Annotated in this window: 18 protein-coding genes; 14 read left to right on the plus strand and 4 right to left on the minus strand. The window is 66.0% G+C overall.

The genetic code is table 11. From position 1 onward, the window contains the following. Positions 1–3: 3 nt before the first annotated feature. A complete protein-coding gene (locus HAV22_RS02400; RefSeq protein ID WP_166856091.1) occupies positions 4–1272 on the minus strand; it encodes a cytochrome P450 in 1269 nt (422 codons plus the stop codon). A 160-nt stretch (positions 1273–1432) separates the two neighbouring features. Here HAV22_RS02400 and HAV22_RS02405 point away from each other — a divergent pair, with 160 nt between their 5' ends. Next, a complete protein-coding gene (locus HAV22_RS02405) occupies positions 1433–2149 on the plus strand; it encodes a TetR/AcrR family transcriptional regulator (protein WP_166856092.1) in 717 nt (238 codons plus the stop codon). Here the strand turns inward: HAV22_RS02405 and HAV22_RS02410 are convergent. Both HAV22_RS02410 and HAV22_RS02415 read right to left on the minus strand, forming a co-directional pair. Next, entirely contained in the window at positions 2146–3729 is a 1584-nt protein-coding gene (locus tag HAV22_RS02410; RefSeq protein WP_166856095.1) for a phytoene desaturase family protein, read from the minus strand. The two genes, HAV22_RS02405 and HAV22_RS02410, sit on opposite strands and share 4 nt — an antisense overlap. A gap of 162 nt (positions 3730–3891) precedes the next feature. Beyond that, the gene (locus HAV22_RS02415; protein WP_166856097.1) at positions 3892–4731 is read right to left on the minus strand and encodes a TetR/AcrR family transcriptional regulator; all 840 of its coding nucleotides are present in this window, start codon (positions 4729–4731) and stop codon (positions 3892–3894) included. Between the two features lie 153 nt (positions 4732–4884). Between HAV22_RS02415 and HAV22_RS02420 the strand changes: the two genes are divergently transcribed. From HAV22_RS02420 to bktB, 13 genes are all read left to right on the plus strand, one after another. Beyond that, positions 4885–6516, plus strand: coding sequence for an ATP-dependent acyl-CoA ligase (locus HAV22_RS02420; protein ID WP_166856099.1), 1632 nt, complete (start codon positions 4885–4887; stop codon positions 6514–6516). Positions 6517–6559: 43 nt separating this feature from the next. Continuing rightward, entirely contained in the window at positions 6560–6943 is a 384-nt protein-coding gene (locus HAV22_RS02425) for a VOC family protein (RefSeq protein WP_166856101.1), read from the plus strand. A 115-nt stretch (positions 6944–7058) separates the two neighbouring features. Beyond that, positions 7059–9338: a TonB-dependent receptor gene (locus HAV22_RS02430; protein ID WP_166856102.1), complete on the plus strand. Its 2280-nt coding sequence runs from the start codon at positions 7059–7061 to the stop codon at positions 9336–9338. Positions 9339–9358: 20 nt separating this feature from the next. Then, positions 9359–10693: a spinster family MFS transporter gene (locus HAV22_RS02435; RefSeq protein WP_166856104.1), complete on the plus strand. Its 1335-nt coding sequence runs from the start codon at positions 9359–9361 to the stop codon at positions 10691–10693. Between the two features lie 43 nt (positions 10694–10736). Continuing rightward, the gene (locus HAV22_RS02440; RefSeq protein ID WP_308789182.1) at positions 10737–11174 is read left to right on the plus strand and encodes a MarR family winged helix-turn-helix transcriptional regulator; all 438 of its coding nucleotides are present in this window, start codon (positions 10737–10739) and stop codon (positions 11172–11174) included. Positions 11175–11215: 41 nt separating this feature from the next. Further along, positions 11216–12400 carry an isovaleryl-CoA dehydrogenase gene (locus HAV22_RS02445; protein WP_166856383.1) on the plus strand — a complete coding sequence of 395 codons (1185 nt, stop codon included), beginning with the start codon at positions 11216–11218 and terminating at the stop codon, positions 12398–12400. Positions 12401–12412: 12 nt separating this feature from the next. Continuing rightward, complete coding sequence (locus HAV22_RS02450; RefSeq protein WP_166856108.1) at positions 12413–14035, plus strand: carboxyl transferase domain-containing protein; 1623 nt, start codon at positions 12413–12415, stop codon at positions 14033–14035. Between the two features lie 10 nt (positions 14036–14045). Further along, positions 14046–14831: an enoyl-CoA hydratase/isomerase family protein gene (locus tag HAV22_RS02455; RefSeq protein WP_166856110.1), complete on the plus strand. Its 786-nt coding sequence runs from the start codon at positions 14046–14048 to the stop codon at positions 14829–14831. 16 nt (positions 14832–14847) lie between these two features. Beyond that, a complete protein-coding gene (locus tag HAV22_RS02460; RefSeq protein WP_166856112.1) occupies positions 14848–16857 on the plus strand; it encodes an acetyl/propionyl/methylcrotonyl-CoA carboxylase subunit alpha in 2010 nt (669 codons plus the stop codon). Between the two features lie 10 nt (positions 16858–16867). Beyond that, entirely contained in the window at positions 16868–17791 is a 924-nt protein-coding gene (locus HAV22_RS02465) for a hydroxymethylglutaryl-CoA lyase (protein WP_166856385.1), read from the plus strand. Between the two features lie 6 nt (positions 17792–17797). Beyond that, the gene (locus HAV22_RS02470) at positions 17798–19474 is read left to right on the plus strand and encodes an electron transfer flavoprotein-ubiquinone oxidoreductase (protein WP_166856114.1); all 1677 of its coding nucleotides are present in this window, start codon (positions 17798–17800) and stop codon (positions 19472–19474) included. Positions 19475–19546: 72 nt separating this feature from the next. After that, positions 19547–21943, plus strand: coding sequence for a phosphoenolpyruvate synthase (gene ppsA / locus HAV22_RS02475; RefSeq protein ID WP_371869515.1), 2397 nt, complete (start codon positions 19547–19549; stop codon positions 21941–21943). Positions 21944–22007: 64 nt separating this feature from the next. Continuing rightward, positions 22008–23189 (plus strand): beta-ketothiolase BktB, encoded by a 1182-nt coding sequence (gene bktB, locus HAV22_RS02480; protein ID WP_166856116.1) that lies wholly within the window; start codon positions 22008–22010, stop codon positions 23187–23189. A 79-nt stretch (positions 23190–23268) separates the two neighbouring features. Here the strand turns inward: bktB and HAV22_RS02485 are convergent, their stop codons facing one another. Beyond that, positions 23269–25650, minus strand: coding sequence for a PAS domain-containing protein (locus HAV22_RS02485; protein WP_166856117.1), 2382 nt, complete (start codon positions 25648–25650; stop codon positions 23269–23271). Between the last annotated feature and the right edge of the window lie 139 nt (positions 25651–25789).

Here is a 25789-nt window from a genome sequence, read left to right on the forward strand (position 1 = left end):
CGTTCAGTCCCAAAGCACGTGGATGTGGGCGGCGCCGCGCAGCTGGGCGCCTTCGATGACGGGCGCCGGCATGTCCGGATCGAGGCGCAGGCCGGGCAGCAGGTCGAGGATGGCGTTGACGGCGCAGGCCAGTTCCATTTTCGCGACAAACTGGCCGATGCACATGTGCGGCCCGAAGCCGAAGCCGAACGACGGCTTGACCTTGCGGTCGATATCGAATTCGTCGGGCCGCTCGAACACGGCCTCGTCGCGGTTGGCCGACGCGACCATGCACTGGATGAAGGAGCCCTTGGGGATCGTCACGCCGTGGAATTCGACGTCCCGCGCGGCCTCGCGCACCTTGAACGTGGCGACCGGCTCGAAGCGCACCGCCTCGTCGATCAGCTTCGGCACCAGGCTGCGGTCGGCACGCACCCGCGCCTGCAGGCCCGGGGTGGTCAGCAGCAGGGTCATCACGGAGCTGAACGTGCGGGTCGTGGTCTCGCCGGCCGCCGGTAACAGGGAACGCACGAACGTGGTGACCTCGTGGTCGTCCAGCCTGCGTCCCTGGTGTTCGGCGCGCAGCAGCCGGCCGATCAGGTCGTCGCCCTGGCTGCCGTCCGCGCGCCGCCGCACCACCACCTCGAGGATCGCGTCGTACAGCAGCTTGACCGCGATCCCGGCGTTGCGCCTCGCCTCGCCGGCCTTGGCGGGATCGATTTGGTTACCGCCGACCATCGCCAGCGCCCAGCCGGCGTAGCGTCGATAGGCGTCCGGGTTATCGGTCGGGAAGCCCATCAGCGCATACATCTCGCGGATCGGGAATGCCAGGCCGAATTCCATCAGGTCGGCCTTCCCGCGCGCGGCCATCGGTTCGAGGAAATCCTTGCGGATGACCGCGTCGATCTGGTCGCGCCACTTGTTCACAGTCTCCGGCATGAAGGCCGGCTGCAGCAGCGCACGCACGTCGCGGTGCTGCTCGCCGTCCATAGCCAGGATGATCAGGCCGTCGAAGAACGCGCCCAGTCCCTCGGCGATGAAGCCGCTGGTATATGCCGACGCGTCGCGCAGCACCGCCATCACGTCCTGGTGGCGGAACAGCGCGAAGGTCGGGCGCGTGCCCTGCTGCATGCCGGCATTGGTCGGCACGCCGAACTGGCGGATGAAGTCGCCGACAAAGATCGGCGAGCGCTCCCGCGCCGCGCGGCAGGCCGCGTGGATGTCGCCCGTTCCCTTGTAGGTGTCGGATACCGCCGAATAGGCGCTTTCCAGGTCGATGGTGTCGGTGCTCATGATGTCTCCTCGCGTCCACGGCCGCGCCGGGCGGACATGAACATGTTTTTGAATGGTGTGCACATCTTAGGCGGCCGCGCCGACGGTCGCCATCGACTTTATTTGACGCCGAGTCAAGCGGCATGCGATAAAATCGGCTGTTTCCATCGATTCCACGACCATGGCCGACCTGCCGGATACCCGAGACGACCTTGTCCCCCGCTGCGCCGGCACGACCGCGGCGAAGGCGCCGCCCAACAAGCGCGACACGCTCCGGCGCATCACCGGCGCGGCGCGGCGCGAGTTCGCCGCGCGCGGGCTGGCGGATGCGCGCGTGGACGACATCGCCCAGGCCGCGGGCGTGACCAAGCAGCTGGTGTACCACTATTTCCGCAGCAAGGAAGCGCTGTTCGCCTGCGTGCTGGACGAGTCGTCGGCGCAGGCCATGGCCACGCTGCTGGAACACGAGCTGGACCACCTGGCCCCGCGCGAGGCCCTGCGCGCCCTGCTCGACAACATGCTGCGGCCGTACCACGATGGGGAATTGCGCGCGCTGGCGCAGGAAGGCATCCGCTACCACGAGAGCCACACCACGCCGCGCAACAGCTTCACGGGCCTGGCGCCGCAATTGAAGGAAAAGATGCGCGCCACACTGGCGCGCGGGGTGGCGAGCGGCGATTTCCGCGCCGACGTCGATGCGGACATGTTGCTGGCGATGGCGGCTCTGGCGACGACCAGCGCGTACGTCAACCGCTACACGGTCGCGACGCTCGCCGGGCTGGACATGGCCGACGGGGCCGATGCGGACACGTGGCGCCGTTTCGCGGTGGCCTTCGTGCTGGCGGCGGTCGAGCGCGAGCGCGGCACGCTCGATCCGTTGACGCGCGCGGGACGCTAGCGCCGGCCCAGGAAGCGCTCGACGCGCTGCGCCGCGATCCGCCCCGGCAGGCCGTTGATGCCGCCGCCCGGGTGCACGCCGGCGCCGCCGAGGAACAGGCCGGCGACCGGCAGCGTATCGCCCCCGAGTCCCGCGGCCGGGCGCATCAGCGCGCTGCGTGCCGGATTCGTATCGATGTGCACCACGCATCCGCGATGCACGTTCAGCCGCGCCGCGAGGTCGGGGGCGGCCTCGATGCGCCGGCCGATCTCGCCTTCCTTCAAGCCGTCCATGTACGCGGCCGCGTGGTCGATCACCTGCTGGCCGACCCGGTCGCGGATCGCATCCCACCCCTCGCGCGGCTCGACCGGCATCGCCACCGGATACAGGTAGACGATGTCCTGGCCGGGCGGCGCCTGGCCGGGATCGACGGCCGACGGCGCGGTGATCCACAGATAGGGCAGCGCGGACACCTCGCCCCGCGCGGCGCAGCGGAAGTTGTCCAGCACCGCCTCGACGGTGCCGATCAGCAGCACGCTCTTGCGCAGGCTGAGGCCGTCGGGACGCAGCGCTTCGTGGCGCGCATAGGCGACCTGGCCCGACAAGGCGACGTCCACCTTCAGGGGCGAGGCACCGTGGGCGTTGGCGGGCGCCAGCGCGACCCGGGTCAGCGTGCGGCGGTCGAGTGCACCGGGCGTGACCATCTCGAGCGCCATCTTCGGATGGATGGACGCGACCACGGCGCTGGCCTGCACGAGCCTGCCGTCCGCCAGGCGCACGCCGCCGGCCCGGCCGCCGCGCGCGACGATCTCGGCAACCGGCGCCGCCAGCAGGATGTCGCCGCCCAGCTCGCGCAGCCGCGCCGCGAGCGCATCCGACAGCGTCTGCATACCGCCGACCGCGCGGCCCAGGCCGAAACGGTGGATGAAGCCCAGCAGCGCGAAATAGATGCCGGTCGTCTCCGCGGCGATCGGACCGGCCGCGCCGAGCAGGCAGCACAGGGCCGACTGCGTCACCGGGTGTTCGAAGCGTTCCATGATCGACGTATAGGCCGGGCTGCCGATCAGCGCCATCAGTTCGGGCTTCAGCTTGCGGTGCTTCAGCAGCGCCTGCAGCGACTGCCACTTGGCGCCGAGGTTGCGCCGCGCGGGATCGACGCGCATCATCGGGATCGCGATGTCGATGAAGGCGTCGACGAGCTTCATCAACGCCAGGAACTGGTCGGCGTCGCGTGCCGAGAAGCGCCGGATCTCGGCCGCGGTCTGCGCGGCGCTGCGGCCGAATACCAGCGAACTGCCGTCGGGGTGGAGGTAGACGTAGCCGGGGTCCATGTCGACCTGGCGAAAACCGTGGCGCTCCAGCTGCAGCTCGCTCGGCATCATGGGATGCACGCGCAGCGACATCAGGTCGAGCGCGCATGGATGGACCAAGTGGCGCGGGGCCTCCGGTATCAGGTAGCCGCTGGAGGCCATACCTCCGACCTTGTCGCGCGCTTCGATGACCACCACCTTGCGGCCGGCTTGCGCCAGGTAGCAGGCGGCCGCCAGGCCGTTGTGCCCACCCCCGACGATCGCCGCGTCGTACTGCTTCGTTCCCGTCATGCTGTCTCCTCCCGCTCGCGCGGATCGTGTCGTTATCGGTATCCCGGTCGGGACATGCCCGTCCCGGACATGCCCGTCTGGGACGTACCCGTCGGGGGCGATTGGAACACGGCGGCGCCGCTGTGCGACAGCGCAACGGTTTGACTGCGGGTCAAAGCATGGCTAGCGGCGCGCCACCCGTCCCGAGAGCAGCATGAGGACGAAGCGCTCGATGCGGCGCATCAGGTTGCGGCGGTCGGGACCGGCCGGCACCAGCACGTCGCTCATGATGTAGCGCACCATCAGTTCGCACACGAGTTCCCGGTCGATCACGATGCCGTGCCGCTCTTCCCACGCATCGAACACGATCCCCAGGATGTCCTGAAAGCGGTGTACCGAGTCGGCGAAGATGCGCTGCAGCCAGCGCGTCGCATAGTCCGGCGCCACCAGCAGCAGGCGCCGCGCGCGGCTGTTCTCGAGGTAGTCGTCGATGAATTCGATCAGCGCCTGGAAGCGCTCGTCTGGGTCCTCCGAGGCCGCGGTCTTCTGCAGCGTGGCATGGAACTGGTCGCGCTTGTGGCGCGAGAAGGCGTCCAGCAGGTCGTCCTGCGACGAGAAATAGCGATAGAAGGTACCGCGCGAAATACCGACTTCGTCGCACACGTCGAGGATCGAGATGCGCTCCGCCCCCGAGCGCAGGATGATTTCCTCGGTAACGGCCAGGATCTTGGCAATGGTTTCGCTCGAACGCTTGTTCAGCTTGACCTTCGGCGCGGCTTTCGTCCCTGCCTTGGCGGCCGGCTTGACGGCCGTCCTGGCGGCTGGCTTGGCTGCCGGCGCATCGGCCTGCGGGGCCGCCGGCTTGGCCGCCGGTCTGGAGGCCCGCTTGACGGGCTTGTCGGACGCCGGATCGGCCGCGGGCCTGGCGCGCTTGGCAACCGCCTTGACGGCGACCGCAGTCCTGGCGGACGCTTTCGGCTTGGGTGCCGCCGTCTGTTTTGCTGCTTTGACTGAAGCGGTCATCGATTTCTTTGCAAACGTTTTTCGAACCACGATTGTAGCGCAACGCCACCGGTGCGAAAAGCGCACAGGCGCCCCATCAAAACCATTTTCTTTGACACTTTTCGCATTTGTGTTTATATTCCGAACATAAATTATCGCAAAACAGGAGACGACATGGCAGGCATGGGCAATCCCGATACGTGGTCGGTGGGGCAACAGGACACCGTCATCGCGGCGCTCGACAGGGCAGTGGCGGCACACCCCGACCGCGTGCTGCTCGACTTTGGCGGAAAACTGACCACTTATGGCGAATTCGACCAATTGACGACGCGCCTCGCGCATTCGCTGGCCGGACTGGGCGTGCGCGCGGGCGACACCGTCCTCACGATGCTGGACAATAATATCGACGCGGTGGCGGGATGGATCGCGGCGAACAAGCTGTGCGCGGTCAACGTGCCCATCAACACGGCGCTGCGCGGCGAATTCCTGCGCCACCAGATCGCCGATTCGAAGGCGCGCATCCTGATCTGCGAGGCGGACTACGTCGAGCGCATCGCCCAGGTCGCGGAGGGCCTGCCGGACGCCGCGCTGCTGCTCCATCGCGGTACGCTGGACAAGCTGCCGCCCTCCCCGTTCCGGATCGCCGCGCTCGACGAGCACCGCGGCCACTGCGACGAGCCGTTCGCGGCGAAGCCGGCACCGTCCGACCTGGCCTGCATCGTCTATACCTCCGGCACGACCGGCCCCTCGAAGGGCTGCATGCTGAGCTATAACTACATGTGCAACCTGGCGCGCCTGCAGTTGCGCGCGGGCCCGGCGACGGCCGACGACATCACGATCACCCCGCTGCCGCTGTTCCACATGAACGCCATGTGCGTCGGCGTGCTGTCGAACATCCTGGTGGGTGCGCGCGTCGCGATCGTGCCACGCTTCTCGGTCTCGAATTTCTGGCCCGAAGTCGAGCGCAGCGGCGCCACCATCGCGTCGATCCTCGGGGGCATGGGCGGCCTGCTCGCCCAGGCGCCGGACAGCGAGGCTGCGCGGCGCTGCTTCGGCCAGATCCATACCGTGCGCGGCAATCCGTTCACCGAAGAGACGAAGAAGATCTGGCGCGAGCGCTTCGGCGCGAGGCAGGTCGGCGGCAACGGCTATGGCCTGACCGAGGCCAGCGTCATCACCTCGCTGCCCGGCGGGGAATACGCGGCCCCCGGCTCGTCCGGCAAGCGCATCCCGGATTTCGACGTGCGCATCGTCGACGACCTCGATCGCGAGCTGCCGGCCAATACGCCGGGAGAAATCGTGGTACGCCCGCTGCGCCCGGACATCATGTTCATGGGCTACTGGAACCGGCCGGCCGATACCATGAAGGTCATGCGCAACATGTGGTTCCACAGCGGCGACATCGGCAAATTCGACGACGCCGGCTTCTTCTATTTCGTCGACCGCAAGAAGGATTACCTGCGCCGGCGCGGCGAGAACATCTCCAGCTTCGAGATGGAAGCGGCATTCTCCGCGCACCCCGACCTCGAGGAAGTCGCGGTCCATGCGGTGCCGTCCGACAAGGGCGAAGACGACGTCAAGGTCACCGCGATCTTGAAGCCCGGCTGCGCCCTGACGCCGGAAGCCCTGTTCCACTGGGCAGTCGATGCCGTCCCCTATTACGCCCTGCCGCGCTACATCGAGTTCCGCGCGTCGATGCCGAAAAACCCGCAGGGACGGGTGCTGAAGTACCAGTTGCGCGAGGAAGGCTGCACGCCCGCCACGTGGGACCTGGAACTCACGGACATCAAGATCAGCAAGCGCTGACCCTCACACGGCAATCGGCACATCGGGAACAGGAGACCACGACATGACCATCATCACCCATACAACCCTCGGCACCCACGACCTGGCGCGCGCCAGGGCGTTCTACGATCACGTGCTGGCGCCGCTCGGCTTCCGGCGCCTGCTGGACGTCGAAGGCCGCATCTGCGGCTGGGGCGTCGAGGCCGCCCAGTTCATGGTCGGGTATCCCCGCAATGGCGAGCCGGCCACGGCGAGCAACGGCCTGACCATCGGCCTGGCGGCGCCGACGCGGGCGGCGATCGACGAATTCCATCGCCGCGCGCTCGAGCTCGGGGCCACCGACGAAGGCGCGCCGGGCCCGCGCCCGTTCGCGCCGGACGCGTATGCGGCCTATATCCGCGATCCGGACGGGAACAAGATCGCGGCGTCGTGTCGCAAGCCCGGATAACACCCAAGGTCGCCCGCCGCGCGCGGGCGCCACGCCGCACACGCATGGCCAACAATGCCCGCGGCCCGGCCACCCGATCCGGCCGGAACCGATAACACCGATCACGGAGACACGCATGACCCCATTCGCCTCACTGCGCGTGCTGGCGGGCAGCTGCGCCATGCCCATCCTCGGCGGCGCCGCGCTCGCCGCGCCGCCCGACGCGCCCCCAGCCGCCCCGCAGGCAGAAGCCGACGCGGCGCCGTCGGTACCCCGGGTCATCGTCACCTCGCAACGGCGCGAACAGGCGCTGCAGGACGTGCCGGCGGCCGTCACCGCCATCGACGCCCAGGACTTGGCCCGGCGTCAGCTCGGCGATATCAAGGCGCTCAGCGCCAACGCGCCGTCGCTGCTCATCAGCGATACCCCGGTCGGCAAGAACAACATGATCATCGGCATGCGCGGCATCGTGCCGACCTCGATCTCGTCGAACAACGATCCGACCGTCGGCATCTACGTCAACGGCGTGTACTACGCACGGACCGCCGGCGCCAACGCGGCCCTGGTCGATATGGACGCGGTCGAGGTCATCCGTGGACCGCAGGGCACGCTGTTCGGCCGCAACACCATCGGCGGGGCGCTGAACATGACCACCAAGGCGCCGAAACAGGTGTTCGAGGGCAGCGTGGTCGCGGGCGTGGGCAACTACGACCAGCGCGCGCTGACCGGCATCCTCAATCTGCCGCTGGGCGCCACCACGGCGCTGCGCCTCGTGGTCGACGGACTCAGGCACGACGGCTACGGGCGCAGCGCCCCGCTTGGCGAGCCACTGGGCGACGAGGACCGCCGCTATGTCCGCGCCTCGCTGCGCACCCGGCCGTCGCGGGACCTGCTGGTCGACTTCACCTACGACAAGTTCAGCAGCGACGCCGCGTCCCAGGTCTGGATCGTCAACTACTTCGATCCCGCCATCGCCGCGCGCGCGCTGGCGCCGATCGGCCGGTATGTCCAGGACGGCGGCTACACCAGCCAGGCCGGTTTTAACCCGCGCAATACGACCGACGTCAACGACTCGACCGTCACGCTGCGCTGGAACGCGGGGCCGGCCACGCTCAAGTCGATCAGCGCCTACCGCCATCTCGCCACCGTCAGCGGCTACGACCTGGACGCGACCCCGGTGTTCGTCAACCAGTTGCAGCGCTACGCCGTCGACGGCCACCAGTTCACGCAGGAACTGCAGGTGTACGGCAACGCCCTGGACGACCGCCTCGACTGGATTGCCGGCGCCTACTACCTCGGCGAGGCACTGCGCGACAGCAGCCTCGTGACGACGCCCTCGGGCACCAACACCCTGGGCCGCCTGAACGAATTCGATTCGCGCCAGACGTCCGTCAGCGTGTTCGGGCAGCTGACCTATACCGTGCTGCCGCGGTTGCGCGCCAGCGCCGGCGCACGCCTGGTGCGCGACGAACGCAGCGTCGACTACAACGCGCCGCGCTACCTGGTGCAGACCGGGGCCATGCTGGCCGGCAGCGCCGGCTGCGCCCTGGCGGCGGCCGGGCTCGACCAGGGCGACTGCCATTACGTGCCCCCGTCGCTGCGCGCCCGTTACGTGCCGTGGACGCTGGGCCTGGACTACAAGCTCGAGGACGGCACGCTAGTGTACGGCAAGGTGTCGCGCGGCTTCCGCTCGGGCGGCTTCCAGCCCGCCGGCGCCACCAGCGCCTTCGGCTATGCCCCGTTCGACAAGGAACAGGCGCTGTCGTACGAGGCGGGCGCGAAGATGGAACTGCTGGGACGCAGGCTGCGCCTGAACCTGGCGACGTACCTGACCAAGTACAAGGATATCCAGCAGATCGCGCCGCAGTTCCCGCCCGGCAGTACGACCACCATCAGCTCGGTCGTGAACGCGGGCGACGCCACCATCAAGGGGCTGGAAGCGGACGCGCTGCTGCGCCTAGCGGACCTGACCGTGAGCGCCGGCATCGGCTTGACCGATCCCGAGTTCGACAATGGGCCGTTCAAGGGCTTGTCGTTCGTCACGACCGCGAAGACCACCGTCGCGCTGGGCGCGGATTACCCGCTCGCCACGCCGCTCGGTCCGCTCGACCTGCATCTCGACTACGACTGGCGCGCGAAGGTCGCCTACTTCCAGCCGGTGAACACCAACACCCTGCCCTTCCAGCCCCTGACGGCCGGGCAGATCGCCTCGAACACCCAACCGGCCTTCGGCCTGCTGAACGCCATGGCCACGCTCAAACTGCGCGGCGACCGCACGCGAATCAGCCTTTGGGGCAAGAACCTGGCTGGCACATACTACTGGGCGCGCTCGAACTCCTTCTACATCCAGGGCTATAACAACCAGACGCCGGGCGATCCGCGCACTTTCGGCGTCAACCTCGAGCTCCGCTTCTAGCGCCATCCGGGAACCCCACCATGCAAATCCTTCCGCGCCAACGGCTGGCGGCCCCTTACCCCAGCCTGGGCTACGCCGCCTGGGTGATCGGCGTGCTGTTCCTGGTCACCCTGTTTTCCCAGCTCGACCGCCAGCTGCCGGCCCTGCTGGTGCGGCCGATCCGGGCCGAGTTCCAGATCTCGGACACGGCGTTCAGCCTCCTGCAGGGGTACGCCTTCTCGATCTGCTACACCTTGATGGGCCTGCCGCTCGGGCGCCTGGTCGATCGCGCGGTGCGGCGCAACCTGATCGTCTGGGGCTTGCTGTTCTGGACCGTGATGACCGCGGTGTCGGGAGTTGCCGGCTCGTACGCGGTCCTGTTCCTGGCGCGCATGGGGGTGGGCGTCGGCGAGGCCGTCCTCGCGCCCGCCGCGTACTCGATCATCGCCGACTACGTCGCCCCCGAGCGGCGCGGGCGCGCGCTGGCCTTTTACTACACGTCGCTGGCCGTCGGGTCGGGCGCATCGATGCTGCTGGGCGGCTGGCTGCTGGGTGCGATCCCCAAGACGGGCATGGCACTGCCCCTGCTGGGCACGCTGCCCGCCTGGCGCATCTGTTTCCTGGCCGCGGCCGCGCCGGGCATCGTGCTCGGCGTGCTCCTGTTCACCGTGCGCGAACCGCTGCGGCGCGAGCAGGGCACAAAGGCACAACAAAGCACGGTCGGCGAATTCGTTGCCTTTCTCAAGCAGCACCGCGCCACGTTCGCGCGCCTGCTGACGTATCCCGCGCTGCTCGCGATGATCGGCTACGGCATGCTGTCGTGGGCCCCGGCGCTGTTCGACCGGCGCTTCCACATGCCCGCCAGCCGCGCCGGCATCGTCCTCGGCGCCATCATCGCCGCGGCCGGCCTGGGCGGCACCCTGATCGGCGGCCACCTCAGCGACCGCTGGCTGCGCATGCGGGTGCCCGCCGCGCGCTTCAAGGTCGCACTGGTCGGCACGCTCGTGTGTGCCCCGCTGGCGGCACTGTGGCCGCTGGCGAACGAAGCGACGACCGCCTTCGTGCTGCTCGGCTGCTCGGTACTGGGCCTGAGCATCGCACAGTCGGCGGCGCCGGCCTGCATCCAGGAAGTCTGCCCGAACAATCTGCGCGGTCAGGCAATCTCGGTCTACCTGTTGATCGCGGGCCTGCTCGGCATCGGACTGGGTCCGACGCTGGTCGCGCTGGTATCGGACCGGATCTTCCACGACGATGCCATGCTGCACTGGGCAATCAGCGCCACGGTCCTGCCCACGGCGCTCGTCGCGCTCTGGCTGTGCTGGACCGGCCTGCGTCCGTTTGAAGCGACGCGCGAACGGGTCCGCGGCGATGCGTAGGCGCGCACTACGACCGCCCGGCGACGACGCAGCGCCGGATCCCTTGCTGGCGGAGCGATTCGCCATCGCCCTGTATTCCACCGCACGCGCCTGGCGCGTTGCGCTCGACGACCGCCTGAAAGACCTGGCCGTGGGCTCGGGTTCCTGGATGGCCATTGCGGTCTTGGCCCGTTCGGATACGGACCTGTCGCAGCGCGCGCTGGCGGACCGCCTCGGCATCGAAGCGCCGTCGATGGGCTTGATGATCGACCGCCTGGCGGAAGCCGGACTGGTGACACGCATGGCGTGCCCGGGCGACCGGCGCATCAAGCGTGTGCGCCTAACCGATGCCGGGCGCGAACGGTATCGGAAGGTGCATGCGGAAGCCCTCGCATTCCACACGCGCGTGCTGGTGAACGTCGATCAGGCGCTGGTCGAACAGGTGACCGGCCTGTTCGAAACGCTGCGGGACCGTGCCGCCGATCGATGCCTCGCCCCCTGAATTGACATGCCTACCAATATGGAGACCACATCGTGAACAACCTGATCGCCCTGCCGGGCCTGACCTTCGACCACGGCGAAGACATCGCCGCCCTGCGCGAAGCCGTACAACAGTTCGCCGCGAGCGAAATCGCCCCCCGCGCGGCCGAGATCGACCGCACCGACCAGTTCCCGATGGACCTGTGGAAAAAGATGGGAGAACTGGGCCTGCTCGGCATCACCGTCAGCGAGAAATACGGCGGCGCCAACATGGGCTACCTGGCGCACATCGTCGCCATGGAAGAAATCTCGCGCGCGTCGGCGTCCGTCGGCCTGTCGTACGGCGCCCACTCAAATCTGTGCGTCAACCAGATCAAGCGCAACGGCAACGAAGAACAGAAACGCAAGTACCTGCCCAAGCTGATCTCGGGCGAGCACGTCGGTGCCCTGGCCATGTCCGAACCGAACGCCGGCTCCGACGTCGTCAGCATGAAGCTGCGCGCCGACCTGAAGGGCGACCGCTACGTGCTGAACGGCACCAAGATGTGGATTACGAACGGTCCGGACGCCGACACCCTCGTCGTCTACGCCAAGACCGATATCGAGGCCGGCCCGCGCGGCATGACCGCCTTTCTCATCGAAAAAGGCTTTAAAGGTTTCTCGATCGCCCAAAAACTGGACAAGCTGGGCATGCGCGGTTCGCATACGGGCGAGCTGGTGTTCCAGGATTGCGAAGTGCCGGTGGAAAACGTGCTGGGTGGCGTGGGCAAGGGCGTGAACGTGCTGATGTCCGGCCTGGATTTCGAACGCACCGTCCTTTCCGGCGGTCCGCTGGGCATCATGTCGGCCTGCATGGACGTCGTCGTCCCGTACATCCACGAGCGCAAGCAGTTTGGCCAGGCGATCGGCGAATTCCAGCTCATGCAGGGCAAGATCGCGGATATGTATTCGACGATGATGGCTTGTCGCGCCTATGTCTACGCGGTCGGCCAGGCCTGCGACCGCGCAGCGAACCCGGAACAGGTCCGCGCCCTGCGCAAGGACGCGGCCGGCGCCATCCTGTACAGCGCGGAAAAGGCGACGTGGATGGCCGGCGAAGCGATCCAGACGCTGGGCGGCAACGGCTACATCAACGAGTACCCGGTGGGCCGTCTGTGGCGCGACGCCAAGCTGTACGAGATCGGTGCCGGTACGAGCGAGATCCGGCGCATGCTGATCGGGCGCGAGCTGTTCGGCGAGACCGCTTGACGAGGCCCCGCCATGACCCAACTCGACTCCAAACTCAACCCGCGCAGCGACGATTTCAAAGCCAACGCCGCCGCCATGCAAACCCTCGTCGACGACTTGCGCGCCAAGGTGGCGCAGATCGCCAAGGGGGGTGGCGAGGCCGCGTGCGCCAAGCACGTCGCACGCGGCAAGCTGTTGCCGCGCGAGCGCGTACAGATGCTCCTCGATCCGGGCACCCCGTTCCTCGAATTCTCCCAGATGGCCGCATTTGCGATGTACAAGGGTGACGATGGAGTCGGTGCAGCACCCGGCGCCGGCATCATCACGGGCATCGGCCGCGTCGCGGGCCAGGAATGCGTGATCGTCTGTAACGACGCCACCGTCAAGGGCGGCACGTATTATCCGATGACGGTCAAGAAGCACTTGCGCGCGCAGGAGATCGCCGAGCAGAACAACCTGCCCTGCATCTACCTCGTCGACTCGGGCGGCGCCAACCTGCCGAACCAGGACGACGTGTTCCCCGACCGCGACCACTTCGGCCGCATCTTCTATAACCAGGCGACTCTCTCATCGAAGGGCATCCCGCAGATCGCCGTCGTGATGGGCTCCTGCACGGCGGGCGGCGCGTACGTGCCGGCGATGAGCGACGAATCCATCATCGTCAAGGAGCAGGGCACGATCTTCCTGGGCGGCCCGCCGCTCGTGAAGGCGGCGACAGGCGAAGTCGTCACGGCCGAAGACCTCGGCGGCGGCGACGTGCACACGCGGCTGTCCGGCGTGGCGGACCACCTGGCGCAAAACGACACGCACGCGCTGGCGCTTGCGCGAACCATCGTCTCGAACCTGAACCGCACCAAGCCCCAGCAGGGCGCGCTACGCGAAGCCGCGGAACCGAAGCACGCGCCGGAAGAGCTGTACGGCATCATCCCCGTCGACACCCGCAAACCGTTCGATGTGCGCGAAGTCATCGCGCGCATCGTCGATGGCAGCGAGTTCGACGAATTCAAGGCGCGCTACGGCACGACGCTCGTCTGTGGTTTCGCTCACATCTTCGGCATGAAGGTCGGGATCATCGCCAACAACGGCATCCTGTTCTCGGAATCCGCGCTGAAGGGCACGCACTTCATCGAGCTGTGCTGCCAGCGCAAGATCCCGCTCGTCTTCCTGCAGAACATCACCGGCTTCATGGTCGGCCGCAAGTACGAAAACGAAGGCATCGCCCGCAATGGCGCCAAGATGGTGACCGCGGTCGCGACGGCCTCCGTACCCAAGTTCACCGTGATCATCGGCGGCTCGTTCGGTGCCGGCAACTACGGCATGTGCGGCCGCGCGTTCTCGCCGCGCTTCCTGTGGATGTGGCCCAATGCGCGCATCTCCGTGATGGGCGGCGACCAGGCGGCGTCGGTGCTGGCGACCGTCAAGCGCGACGGCATCGAGGCGCGCGGCGGCCAGTGGAGTGCGGACGAGGAAGCCGCGTTCAAGCAGCCGATCAAGGAGCAGTACGAACACCAGGGCCACCCGTATTACGCCACCGCGCGCCTGTGGGACGACGGCGTGATCGATCCGGCCGACACGCGCATGGTGCTGGGCCTGGGCCTCTCGGCCGCGCTGAACGCGCCGATCGAGGACACGAAGTTCGGCGTGTTCCGCATGTGAGGAGACAGACATGGACTATCAAACCCTCACTGTCACGATCACGGACCGCATCGGCCACGTCACGCTGAACCGCCCGGACCTGCGCAACGCGTTCAACGAACAAAGCATCGCCGAACTGGCCCTCGCCTTCGACGAACTGGGACGCCATGAGCTCGTGCGCGCCATCGTGCTCGGCGCGAACGGACCCGCATTCTGCGCGGGCGCGGACCTGAACTGGATGAAGAAGATGGCCGGTTATTCGGACAGCGAAAACCGCGCCGACGCCATGCGCCTCGCCGACATGCTGCGCACCATTTATACGTGCCCGAAGCCCGTCGTTGCGAAGGTGCAGGGCGACTGCTACGCCGGCGGCATGGGCCTCGTGGCCGCGTGCGATGTGGTCGTGTCGGTCGATACGGCCAACTTCTGCCTGTCCGAAGTAAAACTCGGGCTGATCCCGGCGACGATCTCGCCGTACGTGATCAAGGCGATGGGAGAACAGGCTGCGCGCCGCTGGTTCCTCACGGCCGAACGCTTCGATGCGAAGGAAGCCCACCGCATCGGCTTCGTGCACGAGATCGTGCCGGCCGCGGACCTCGACACGAGGGTCGCGGGTATCGTGCAGGCGCTGGCCAACAACAGTCCGAACGCGGTGCGCGAAGCGAAACGGCTCGTGCGCGAGATCGCGGGGGAACCCGTCACGGAAGCGCTGCTGGAAGACACGGCGGACCGCATCGCGCTGATCCGGGCCTCCAGCGAAGGCCGCGACGGCGTGACCGCCTTCCTCGACAAACGCAAGCCGGCCTGGCTGCCATAAATACAAGGAGAACGACTTGTTCGACAAAATTCTGATCGCCAACCGGGGCGAGATCGCATGCCGGGTTGCCGCGACCGCGCGCCGCCTCGGCATCAAGACGGTCGCAGTGTATTCCGAAGCCGATGCGGATGCGAAGCACGTCGCGGCATGCGACGAAGCGGTCCTGCTCGGTCCCGCGCCGTCCAACGAAAGCTATTTGCGCGCCGAGAAAATCATCGAGGCGGCGCTCGCGACCGGCGCCCAGGCGATCCACCCGGGCTACGGCTTCCTGTCGGAAAACGAAGCGTTCGCCGGCAGCTGCGCGCGCGCCGGCCTCGCCTTCATCGGACCGCCCGCCTCTGCCATCCGCGCGATGGGCTCCAAGTCCGCCGCCAAGGCCTTGATGGAATCGGCGGACGTCCCCCTGGTGCCCGGCTACCACGGGGAGAACCAGGATGCCGGCTTCCTGCGTGGCCAGGCGGACCGGATCGGCTACCCGGTACTGCTCAAGGCCAGCGCCGGCGGTGGCGGCAAGGGCATGCGTATCGTCGAACGCGGCGAGGATTTCGAGGCCGCGCTCAAGTCCTGCAAGCGCGAAGCCATTAGCAGCTTCGGCGACGACCGCGTGCTGGTGGAAAAATACCTGATCCAGCCGCGCCACATCGAGATCCAGGTGTTCGCCGACTCGCACGGCGACTGCGTCTACCTGTTCGAGCGCGACTGCTCCGTGCAGCGCCGGCACCAGAAGGTTCTGGAGGAAGCACCGGCGCCCGGCATGTCCGAACAGCGGCGCCGCGCAATGGGACACGCCGCGGTCGCGGCGGCCAAGGCGGTCGGCTACGTCGGTGCGGGGACCGTCGAATTCATCGCCAACCAGGACGGCAGCTTCTACTTCATGGAGATGAACACGCGCCTGCAGGTGGAGCATCCGGTCACGGAAATGATCACCGGTACCGACCTGGTGGAATGGCAGCTGCGGGTCGCCGCCGGCGAGCCGCTGCCGCAGCGCCAGGATGAATTGCAGATCCATGGCCATGCCATCGAGGCCCGCGTCTACGCGGAAAATCCGGAAAAGGGATTTCTGCCGTCGATCGGGACCCTGCGCCACCTGCGCACGCCGGCCGCGGTGCACTTCGAGCTCGGCCAGGGCGCGGGCGCCGCGGACCCCGCCGCGGTCCGCATCGATTCGGGCGTGCGCGCGGGTGACGCCATCTCGCCGTTCTACGACCCGATGATCGCCAAGCTGATCGTGTGGGGCCGGGACCGCGACGAGGCGCTGGCGCGCATGGCGCAGGCGCTGGCCGGGTACCAGGTGGTCGGGCTCGCGACCAACGTCGGCTTCCTCCTGCGGCTGGTGACGAGCACGCCGTTTTCCCGGGCCGACCTGGACACCGGCCTGATCGAACGCCATCGCGACAGCCTGTTCCCGCCCGCCCGTCCCGCGTCCCTGCCCGTGCTGGCACTGGCCGCGGCGCGGCTGCTCGACGACGGACGGCAACCGGGCGTCACGGACCCGTGGGCCGGCGCCAATGGATGGCGGATGAACGGCACGCTGACGCACCGGATCGAGCTGGGCGAGGATGCCGGAACGCAGGTGCTGGACATCGCGTACCAGCGCACGGGTTGGCAGGTGCGGGTCGGCGGACAGGTGGCGTCGATGACGCTGGCCGGACGCGAGGAGACGCTGCTTACGATCAAGCTCGACGGCGCCGTCGTGCGCGGGCATGTCGTGCGCGACGGCCAGCACGTCCACGTTTTCCATCGCGGCGAACATACGACGCTGCAGTACAGCGATCCGCTGGCCCATGCCGGCGATGCCGAAACCGAAGGCGGCCGCCTGACCGCTCCCATGCCCGGCAAGATCGTGGCGCTGTTGACGGCACCGGGTGCCGTGGTCGAGAAAGGCACGCCGCTGCTGATCATGGAGGCCATGAAGATGGAACACACGATCACCTCGCCCGCCGACGGCATCGTCGAGGAGCTCCTGTACGCCGTGGGCGACCAGGTGTCCGACGGTGTGCAACTGCTGACCTTCAAGCCCGCTTGAGCGAACCATGATGACACTGCCAACGCATGTGAAGCTCGTCGAAGTCGGTCCGCGCGACGGGTTGCAGAACGAGAAGGAGACGGTTCCGGCCGAGGCCAAGATCGAACTGGTCGAACGCCTCGTCGACGCGGGCCTGACCAACGTCGAAGCCGCTTCGTTCGTCTCGCCCAAGTGGGTGCCCCAGATGGCGACGTCGGGCGAGGTCATGGACAGGATCCGGCGTCGTCCCGGGGTCGTCTACTCGGCGCTCACACCGAACATGAAAGGCTTGGAGGCGGCACTGGCTGCGCGGGCGGACGAGGTCGTGATCTTCGGCTCCGCGTCCGAAGCCTTCTCGCAACGCAATATCAATTGCTCGATTGCCGCGTCGATCGAACGGTTCCGCGAGGTCGCGCGGGCCGCAAAGGCGCACTCGATCCGGCTGCGCGGCAGCATCAGCTGCTCGTTCGGCTGTCCGTACCAGGGCGAGGTGGCGCCGGAGGATGTCGCCGACGTCGTCCGCAGGCTGCGCGACCTCGGCTGCGACGAGATCGATATCGCGGACACGATCGGCACCGGTACGCCGGCGAAGGTGCAGGCCGTGTACGAGACGGTCGCGCAAGACTATCCGCTCGCCCGGCTGTCCGGCCATTTTCACGATACCTACGGCCAGGCACTGGTCAACATCTACGCCGCCCTGCAGCTCGGCGTGTCGATCTTCCATTCCTCCGTTGCGGGCCTGGGCGGTTGCCCCTATGCGAAAGGGGCGACCGGCAATGTGGCAACCGAGGATGTCCTGTACATGCTCGACGGGCTCGGCATCCACACCGGGGTGGACCTCGAAAAAGTGGTCGAGGCCGGACAGTTCATTTCCCGGCAGCTGGGACGCGCAGGGTCGAGCCAGGCCGGCAATGCGCTCGCGGCAAAGCGCCATTCATCGAATCAAAACGTATAGATCATCATGGTAGACACAAGCAATTCCCCCGAACAGTACGGTCAGCGCGAGACGATGGAATACGACGTGGTCATCGTCGGCGGCGGCCCCGCCGGGTTGTCCGCGGCGATCCGGCTCAAGCAGCTGGCTTCCGCAAAGGGGACCGATGTCTCCGTCTGCGTATTGGAAAAAGGATCCGAGATCGGCGCGCACATCCTATCGGGCGCGGTCATGGATCCGATCGCGATGAACGAACTGTTTCCAAACTGGAAGGAGCTGGGCGCACCGCTGAACACCCCGGTGACGGAAGACCGGTTCCTGTTCCTCACCGAACAAAAGGCCTACCTTACGCCCAACTGGGCCTTGCCCGGCTGCTTCCAAAACCACGGCAACTATGTCATCTCGCTCGGCAATGTCGTCCGCTGGCTGGGACAACAAGCCGAAGCGCTCGGCGTGGAAATCTTTCCCGGCTTTCCGGCCGCCGAAGTCCTGTATCACGACGACGGGTCGGTGCGTGGCGTGGCCACGGCAAACATGGGTATCGACCGCCACGGCAATCCGACCGATGCGTTCCAGCCCGGCATCGAACTGCACGCCAGCTACACGTTTTTTGCGGAAGGCGCCCGCGGCCACCTCGGCAAGCAGTTGATCGCCAGGTTCGAACTGGACAAGGGCCGGGACCCGCAAACCTACGCGCTGGGCATCAAGGAATTGTGGGAGATCGATCCGGCCAGACACCAGCCCGGCCTCGTCATCCACAGCGCGGGCTGGCCGCTGGATGCGGATACCTATGGCGGCTCCTTCCTCTACCACCTGGAAAACAGCCAGGTCGCAGTCGGGTACGTGATCGGCCTGGGCTACGAGAATCCGCATCTGTCGCCGTACGAGGAATTCCAGCGCTACAAGACCCACCCGGAGATCCGCACCTTCTTCGAGGGCGGCAGGCGTATCTCGTATGGCGCCCGGGCGCTTGCCGCCGGCGGGCTGCAGTCGCTGCCGAAATTCGTCTTCCCGGGCGGCGCGCTGATCGGCTGCGATGCCGGCTTCCTGAATGCCGCGCGCATCAAGGGCAGCCACGCCGCCATGAAGACGGGCATGCTGGCGGCCGAGGCGGCATTCGACGCGCTGGCCGACGGCAGGGCCGGGGACGAGCTGGCCGCCCTGCCCCAGGCGTTCCGCCATTCGTGGCTGTACGAAGAGCTGCACAAGGGGCGGAACTTCAAGCCCAGCATGGCGCTGGGCTTACGTGCGGGTACGCTGATGGTGGCCATCGACCAGATCGTCTTCCGCGGCAAGGCGCCCTGGACGCTGCGCCACCGGCATGCGGATCACGAACGGCTGCGCCCCGCGTCCGACTTTACGCCCATCGCCTACCCCAAGCCGGACAATAAGCTCAGCTTCGATCGCCTGTCCTCGGTGTTCATCTCGAATACCAACCATGGCGAAGACCAGCCCATCCACCTGAAGCTGCGCTCGGACACGCTGCCCATCCAGGTGAATCTCGCCAGGTACGACGGCCCGGAACAACGCTACTGCCCGGCGGGCGTCTATGAGTTCGTGCGATCGGACGCCGATACGCCGCGGCTCCAGATTAACGCCCAGAACTGCCTGCACTGCAAGACCTGCGACATCAAGGACCCCATGCAGAACATCGTGTGGGCGACGCCGGAAGGCGGCGGCGGGCCGAATTATCCCAATATGTGAAGGCGTTTTATCGTGACTAACCTGTCGAATGCAGTATTGAAGGCGCCCGATCCCACAGCGGCCGGCGAGAGCGTGTATGTTGCCTCGTTCGAAACCCTACGCATGACCGACGTCGAGTCGGTCGGCGGCAAGAACGCGTCGCTCGGCGAGATGATCAGCCAGCTGGCCGAGGCCGGCGTGCGCGTGCCGGGCGGTTTCGCCACCACGGCCCAGGCCTTCCGCGACTTCCTGAACCACTCGATCGACGGCGGTCCGTCGCTGGGCGACCGCATCGCCAAGCGCCTGGAAGGCCTCGACGTGGACGACCTGCGTACCTTGGCCGCCAGTGGCGCCGAGATCCGCCAGTGGATCATCGACACCCCGTTCCAGCCGCGCCTGCAGGCCGAAATCGAAGCCTTCTACGACCGCCTCGTCGCCGATTCGGACACGGAAGTGTCGTTCGCTGTCCGTTCGTCGGCCACCGCGGAAGACCTGCCGGACGCTTCGTTCGCGGGCCAGCAGGAGACGTTCCTGAACGTCGTCGGCATCGACAACGTGCTGGAAGCGATGAAGCACGTGTTCGCATCGCTGTACAACGACCGTGCGATCTCGTACCGCGTGCACAAGGGCTTCACGCACGCCGAAGTGGCGCTGTCGGCCGGCGTGCAGCGCATGGTCCGTTCCGACACGGGCGCGGCCGGCGTCATGTTCACCATCGACACGGAATCGGGCTTCAAGGACGTCGTATTCGTCACGTCGAGCTACGGCCTGGGCGAGACCGTCGTGCAGGGCGCCGTCAACCCGGACGAGTTCTACGTGCACAAGCCGATGCTGGAGCAGGGCAAGAAGCCCGTCATCCGCAAGAACATCGGCTCCAAGCTGATCAAGATGGAATTCACGAAGGAAGCCAAGGCCGGCCGCTCCGTGCAGACCGTCGACGTGCCCATCGAGCAGCGCAACCGCTATTCGCTGACCGACGAGGAAGTCGTCGAGCTGGCGAAGTATGCCGTCATCATCGAGAAGCACTATGGCCGCCCGATGGACATCGAGTGGGGCAAGGACGGCCGCGACGGCAAGCTGTACATCCTGCAGGCGCGTCCGGAGACCGTGAAGTCGCAGCAGAAGGCGACGGATTCCCAGCAGCGCTTCAAGCTGAAGGGCACGGGCACTGTGCTGACGTCGGGCCGCGCGATCGGCCAGAAGATCGGCGCCGGTCCGGTCCGCGTCATCAACGATCCGTCCGAAATGGAACGCGTGCAGCCGGGCGACGTCCTCGTCGCCGACATGACGGACCCGAACTGGGAACCCGTGATGAAGCGCGCTTCGGCCATCGTGACGAACCGCGGCGGCCGCACGTGCCACGCGGCGATCATCGCCCGTGAACTGGGCGTGCCGGCCGTCGTCGGTTGCGGCGACGCGACCGAGACGCTGAAGGACGGCACGTTCGTGACCGTGTCCTGCGCCGAAGGCGACGAGGGCCGGATCTACGACGGTCTGCTGGAAACGGAAGTGACGGAATCCGCACGCGGCGACCTGCCGAAGATCCCGGTCAAGATCATGATGAACGTCGGTAACCCACAGCTCGCGTTCGACTTCCAGTCGATCCCGAACGGCGGCGTGGGCCTCGCCCGCCTGGAATTCATCATCAACAACAATATCGGCGTGCACCCGAAGGCGATCCTCGAGTACCCGAACATCGACAACGACCTGAAAAAGGCCGTGGAATCGGTCGCCCGCGGCCACGCGTCGCCGCGCGCGTTCTACGTCGACAAGCTGGCGGAAGGCGTGGCGACGATCGCCGCCGCGTTCTGGCCGAAGCCCGTCATCGTGCGCCTGTCCGACTTCAAGTCGAACGAGTACAAGAAGCTGATCGGCGGTTCGCGCTACGAGCCGGACGAGGAAAACCCGATGCTGGGCTTCCGTGGCGCCGCGCGCTACCTGGCCGAGGATTTCGCCGAATCGTTCGAGATGGAATGCATGGCGATGAAACGCGTGCGCGACGAGATGGGCCTCACCAACGTCGAGCTCATGATCCCGTTCGTGCGCACCCTGGGCCAGGCCGAGAAGGTCATCGCGCTGCTGGCGAAGTACGGCCTGAAGCGCGGCGAGAACGGCCTGCGCGTCATCATGATGTGCGAAGTGCCGTCGAACGCGATCCTGGCCGAGCAGTTCCTGCAGTACTTCGACGGCTTCTCGATCGGTTCGAACGACCTGACGCAGCTCACGCTGGGCCTGGACCGCGACTCCGGCATGGAGCTGCTCGCGAACGACTTCGACGAATCCGATCCCGCCCTGCAGGCGCTGCTCACGCTCGTCATATGGGCCTGCCGGTCGAAAGGTAAGTACGTCGGCATCTGCGGCCAGGGGCCGTCGGACAACCCGGACTTCGCCGTGTGGCTCATGGAGCAGGGCATCGAGTCGATGTCGCTGAACCCGGACTCGGTGATCGATACGTGGCAGAAGCTGGCCGGGGCCGCACGTATCGGATAGGGGCCCAAAAGAATACCTGGAATCGTCCTGCGCGATCCGTCCATCACTATCAACTGGAGATGTCATGAAACGTGAAGTTGTAATTGTCAGCGGTGTCCGTACTGCGATTGGCTCTTTCGGCGGCAGCCTGAAAGATGTACCGCCGACCGAGCTGGCCGCCCGGGTCACCGGCGAGGCATTGCGCCGTGCCGGCGTCGACGGCGAAGAAGTCGGCCATGTCGTATTCGGCAATGTCATTCACACCGAGCCCCGCGACATGTACCTGTCGCGCGTGGCCGCCATCGAGGCAGGTATCGGCGAGCATGTGCCCGCCCTCACCCTCAATCGCCTGTGCGGTTCCGGCCTGCAGGCCGTGATCTCGGCCGCGCAATCCGTGCTGCTGGGCGACTGCGATGTCGCGGTGGCGGGCGGCGCCGAGAGCATGAGCCGCGCGCCGCACACGAGCAGCGCGCTGCGCTGGGGCACCCGCATGGGCGAGGTCGGCTTCACCGACATGATGACCGGCGCCCTCACCGATCCATTCAACACGATCCATATGGGCGTCACGGCGGAGAACGTGGCCGAGCGCCATGCCGTGTCGCGCGAAGAACAGGACGCCCTGGCACTGCAATCGCACCGCCGCGCCGCCCATGCCACGGAGGCAGGCTACTTCCGCGAACAGATCCTGCCGATCAAGCTGCAGTCGCGCAAGGGCGAGATCGCGTTCGACAAGGACGAGCACACCCGCGGCAACACCACGCTGGAAGACCTGGCCGCCATGCGGGCCGTGTTCAAGAAAGGCGGCACCGTTACGGCCGGCAACGCCTCCGGCATCAACGATGGCGCCGCGGCCCTGGTACTGATGGAACGCGGCGAGGCCGAGCGCCGCGGCATCAGGCCGCTGGCGCGCCTGGTGTCATATGCTCATACCGGGGTCGATCCGCAACACATGGGCATCGGCCCGGTTTCGGCAAGCCGCAAGGCGCTGGAGAAAGCCGGGTTGACCGTTGCCGACATGGATGTAGTCGAGGCCAACGAAGCCTTTGCCGCCCAAGCCTGTGCCGTTGCCAAGGAACTTGAGCTGGACCCCGCGAAGGTCAATCCCAACGGTTCAGGCATCGGCCTCGGCCATCCGATCGGCGCCACGGGCGCCATCATCACCGTCAAGGCGATGTACGAACTGCAGCGCAGCGGTGGCCGCTACGCTCTGGTGACCATGTGCATCGGCGGTGGTCAGGGCATCGCCGCCGTCTTTGAACGCATGTAGTTATGCCCCAGTGTCCAGCCTGTCTGCCATTGCCGCGTTGCGCCGAGCCTGCGCGGACGAGGTGATAGGCTGGACGCATTCATGGTCGATGCTGGGTCAGCAAGTTCGCTAACTTGGCAACGTCGACCGGTTTCACAAGGTGGTGGTTGAATCCAGCTGCCATGGTTTTGAGCCTGTCATGTTCCTGACCGTATCCTGTCACCGCAATGAAGAGTGCATGCGCGGTCTCGGGCTCCGCCTTTAATCGACGGACCAGCTCGTTACCGTCCATTTCCGGAAGCCCGATATCGAGTATGCATACGTCGGGTTTTTCCTGGGTGGCGCGGACGATCGCGAGGGTCGACGAATGCGAGATCAGAACTTGATGACCCAACGTTTCAAGATATAAAGCCAGCATTTGTGCCGCGTCGATGTTGTCGTCCACGACCAGAATACGCAGGGGCTGCTTCGGACGTGACGCTGGGTGCAGATTGCCGCTCTCGTTCACCGCCGCATCCGGCGCGACATGGTGGCGCGGGAGTCGCACGGTAAACTGACTTCCTTTACCTCGGCCCTCACTGAAGCAGCTGATCGTTCCGCCATGGAGTTCAGTCAGACTCTTGACCAGGGCCAGGCCGATCCCCAGTCCTCCCTGGGCACGGTCTGATGTTCTCTCCGCCTGGGTAAACAGCTCGAAGACTTGCGACTGCAGCTCCACCGGTATACCGATGCCGTTGTCTTCGATCGTTAGCGCCAGCGCATTTGCCTCGACCACCAGTCTCAAGCGAAGGTCGCCGCCTTGCGGTGTATATTTGGCTGCGTTATTGAGGAGGTTGGTGATAATTTGCACCAGGCGCTTCTGGTCCCCCATCACATAGGCTTTCTCCGCCGCCAGATCGAAGTGCAAGTGGTGGCGTTGCGCTTCGATAAATGGCCTGACCTGCTCGACTGCGCTATAAATGATCGATTTCAGGTCCAGCGAGCTTTTTTCGATCCTGACCAGACCCCGGGTTACCCTCGACACGTCCAGCAGGTCGTTGACAAGAGCCGTCATATGCTTGACCTGGCGGGCAATGATCCGGGAAGTCCTTTTGGTCAGCTTGTCGTCCAGGGAAGGCGCCTGCAGAACCTCGGCGGCTGCGGCGATGGGAGCCAGGGGATTTCTCAACTCATGGGCTAGCATCGCCAGGAACTCATCCTTGCGACGGTCTGCAGCGAGCAACCTCTCTTCCGTTTGCTTACGCTCCGTCACGTCGCGCGTCGTGCCCGCGACGGCTTCCACCTGGCCGTCAAGGCCGAGTACCGGCGTGAAAATGTACTCATAGATACGTCGGCCGTTCGTGCCTTCAAACGGTACTTCTCCACGAATGGATCGCTTGCTGGCGATGACTTGATCGATCTCGCGGTCATGCATGTCCGCGTGCCATGGCTCATAACCGAGCTCCAGGCAGGTCTTTCCAATCGCCTCATCCCAGGTGCGGCCCCACATCCGCAGCAATACCTTGTTGGCGTAGATAAACCGATGGTCCAGTCCGAAAACATAGGCCAGGTCCGGGGTATTCTCCAGACAGGCTTCGTAGAGCCGGCGGCGGCGTTCCGATTCCGCGATGACCTTGTCCAGTTCTGCTGCGTTCCTGGCCCGCTCGCTGGCAATCCTGGTTCGTTCAGCGACTTCCCTGATAAACACCAGTTCTTCAGCCGACCAGTTTTTAACCTGTGCGCCATTGACAAAAATGACCGCAACCAATTTACCTTTTTCGACCACCGGCACATTGACGAATGAGGCCGCGCTGCGTTCCTTCAAAGCGGTTGCAAAATCTGCAGTACGGCCGTCCTTGTCGACGTCATTGACGACAACGAGCTTCGCTGCCTTCAAGTCATCAATGAACGATCCATAATGCCGCAGGTGCAGCGTGCCGGCCAAGCTCTCCACACCCGGGGCATTCCAGTCGCGGACGACGTGCAGTGTTTCGGCAACAGGGTCGATGGTTCCGTATCCCACCCGGCTTGCGCCCAGTGTCTGCCCCAGGATTTCAGCGGCTCTGTACATGATCTCTTCCGGCCTGCTCAGGTCGCGAAAGATGTCGGTCAAGTTGACCAGTGCGGTGCGGCGCTCCTCCTCACGCATACGGGCAGTAACATCACGAAAATAAACGGACAACCCGTCTGGAGCCGGATACACATTGACGTCATACCACCGGTCGTGATCGGGATAGTAGGAGTTGAATGTCTGGGAGGTGCGCTCTTCGGCCGCTTTTCGATACATCCGTTCGAAGTCGCTTCCCACGGTACCGGGATACACATCCCATATGCTTTTTCCGAGCAGGTCCTTGGACTCGCATCCGAGTGTCGCGACCGTCTGACGGTTGACATAGGAGAACTCCCAGTTACTGTTGAGGCTAAAAAAAGCGTCGGTGATGCTGTCCAGGATAGTCTCTGCATCACTTAGCCGGACACGGCTGTCACTTGTTTGATCTTGCATTCAACGAATTCTCAATGGGATACGACCCAGAGTGTAAAGGTTTTCAGCCTGGCGAGCAGGTCGGGAAGTAGCGTGCCCTCCACGAACCGTCGCGACGACCGTTGCGGGGCCAAGGCAGTCGATTCCCAAATTGTCGGTT

The sequence above is a fragment of the Telluria antibiotica genome, assembly GCF_011682055.1.
Classification (GTDB): Bacteria; Pseudomonadota; Gammaproteobacteria; order Burkholderiales; family Burkholderiaceae_D; genus Telluria; species Telluria antibiotica.

What these genes read in the sequence shown, in the direction of transcription:
- HAV22_RS02400 (WP_166856091.1), bottom strand. Translation starts at nt 1,272, where the DNA reads ATGAGCACCGACACCATCGACCTGGAAAGCGCCTATTCGGCGGTATCC.
- HAV22_RS02405 (WP_166856092.1), top strand. Translation starts at nt 1,433, where the DNA reads ATGGCCGACCTGCCGGATACCCGAGACGACCTTGTCCCCCGCTGCGCC.
- HAV22_RS02410 (WP_166856095.1), bottom strand. Translation starts at nt 3,729, where the DNA reads ATGACGGGAACGAAGCAGTACGACGCGGCGATCGTCGGGGGTGGGCAC.
- HAV22_RS02415 (WP_166856097.1), bottom strand. Translation starts at nt 4,731, where the DNA reads ATGACCGCTTCAGTCAAAGCAGCAAAACAGACGGCGGCACCCAAGCCG.
- HAV22_RS02420 (WP_166856099.1), top strand. Translation starts at nt 4,885, where the DNA reads ATGGCAGGCATGGGCAATCCCGATACGTGGTCGGTGGGGCAACAGGAC.
- HAV22_RS02425 (WP_166856101.1), top strand. Translation starts at nt 6,560, where the DNA reads ATGACCATCATCACCCATACAACCCTCGGCACCCACGACCTGGCGCGC.
- HAV22_RS02430 (WP_166856102.1), top strand. Translation starts at nt 7,059, where the DNA reads ATGACCCCATTCGCCTCACTGCGCGTGCTGGCGGGCAGCTGCGCCATG.
- HAV22_RS02435 (WP_166856104.1), top strand. Translation starts at nt 9,359, where the DNA reads ATGCAAATCCTTCCGCGCCAACGGCTGGCGGCCCCTTACCCCAGCCTG.
- HAV22_RS02450 (WP_166856108.1), top strand. Translation starts at nt 12,413, where the DNA reads ATGACCCAACTCGACTCCAAACTCAACCCGCGCAGCGACGATTTCAAA.
- HAV22_RS02455 (WP_166856110.1), top strand. Translation starts at nt 14,046, where the DNA reads ATGGACTATCAAACCCTCACTGTCACGATCACGGACCGCATCGGCCAC.
- HAV22_RS02465 (WP_166856385.1), top strand. Translation starts at nt 16,868, where the DNA reads ATGACACTGCCAACGCATGTGAAGCTCGTCGAAGTCGGTCCGCGCGAC.
- HAV22_RS02470 (WP_166856114.1), top strand. Translation starts at nt 17,798, where the DNA reads ATGGTAGACACAAGCAATTCCCCCGAACAGTACGGTCAGCGCGAGACG.
- bktB (WP_166856116.1), top strand. Translation starts at nt 22,008, where the DNA reads ATGAAACGTGAAGTTGTAATTGTCAGCGGTGTCCGTACTGCGATTGGC.
- HAV22_RS02485 (WP_166856117.1), bottom strand. Translation starts at nt 25,650, where the DNA reads ATGCAAGATCAAACAAGTGACAGCCGTGTCCGGCTAAGTGATGCAGAG.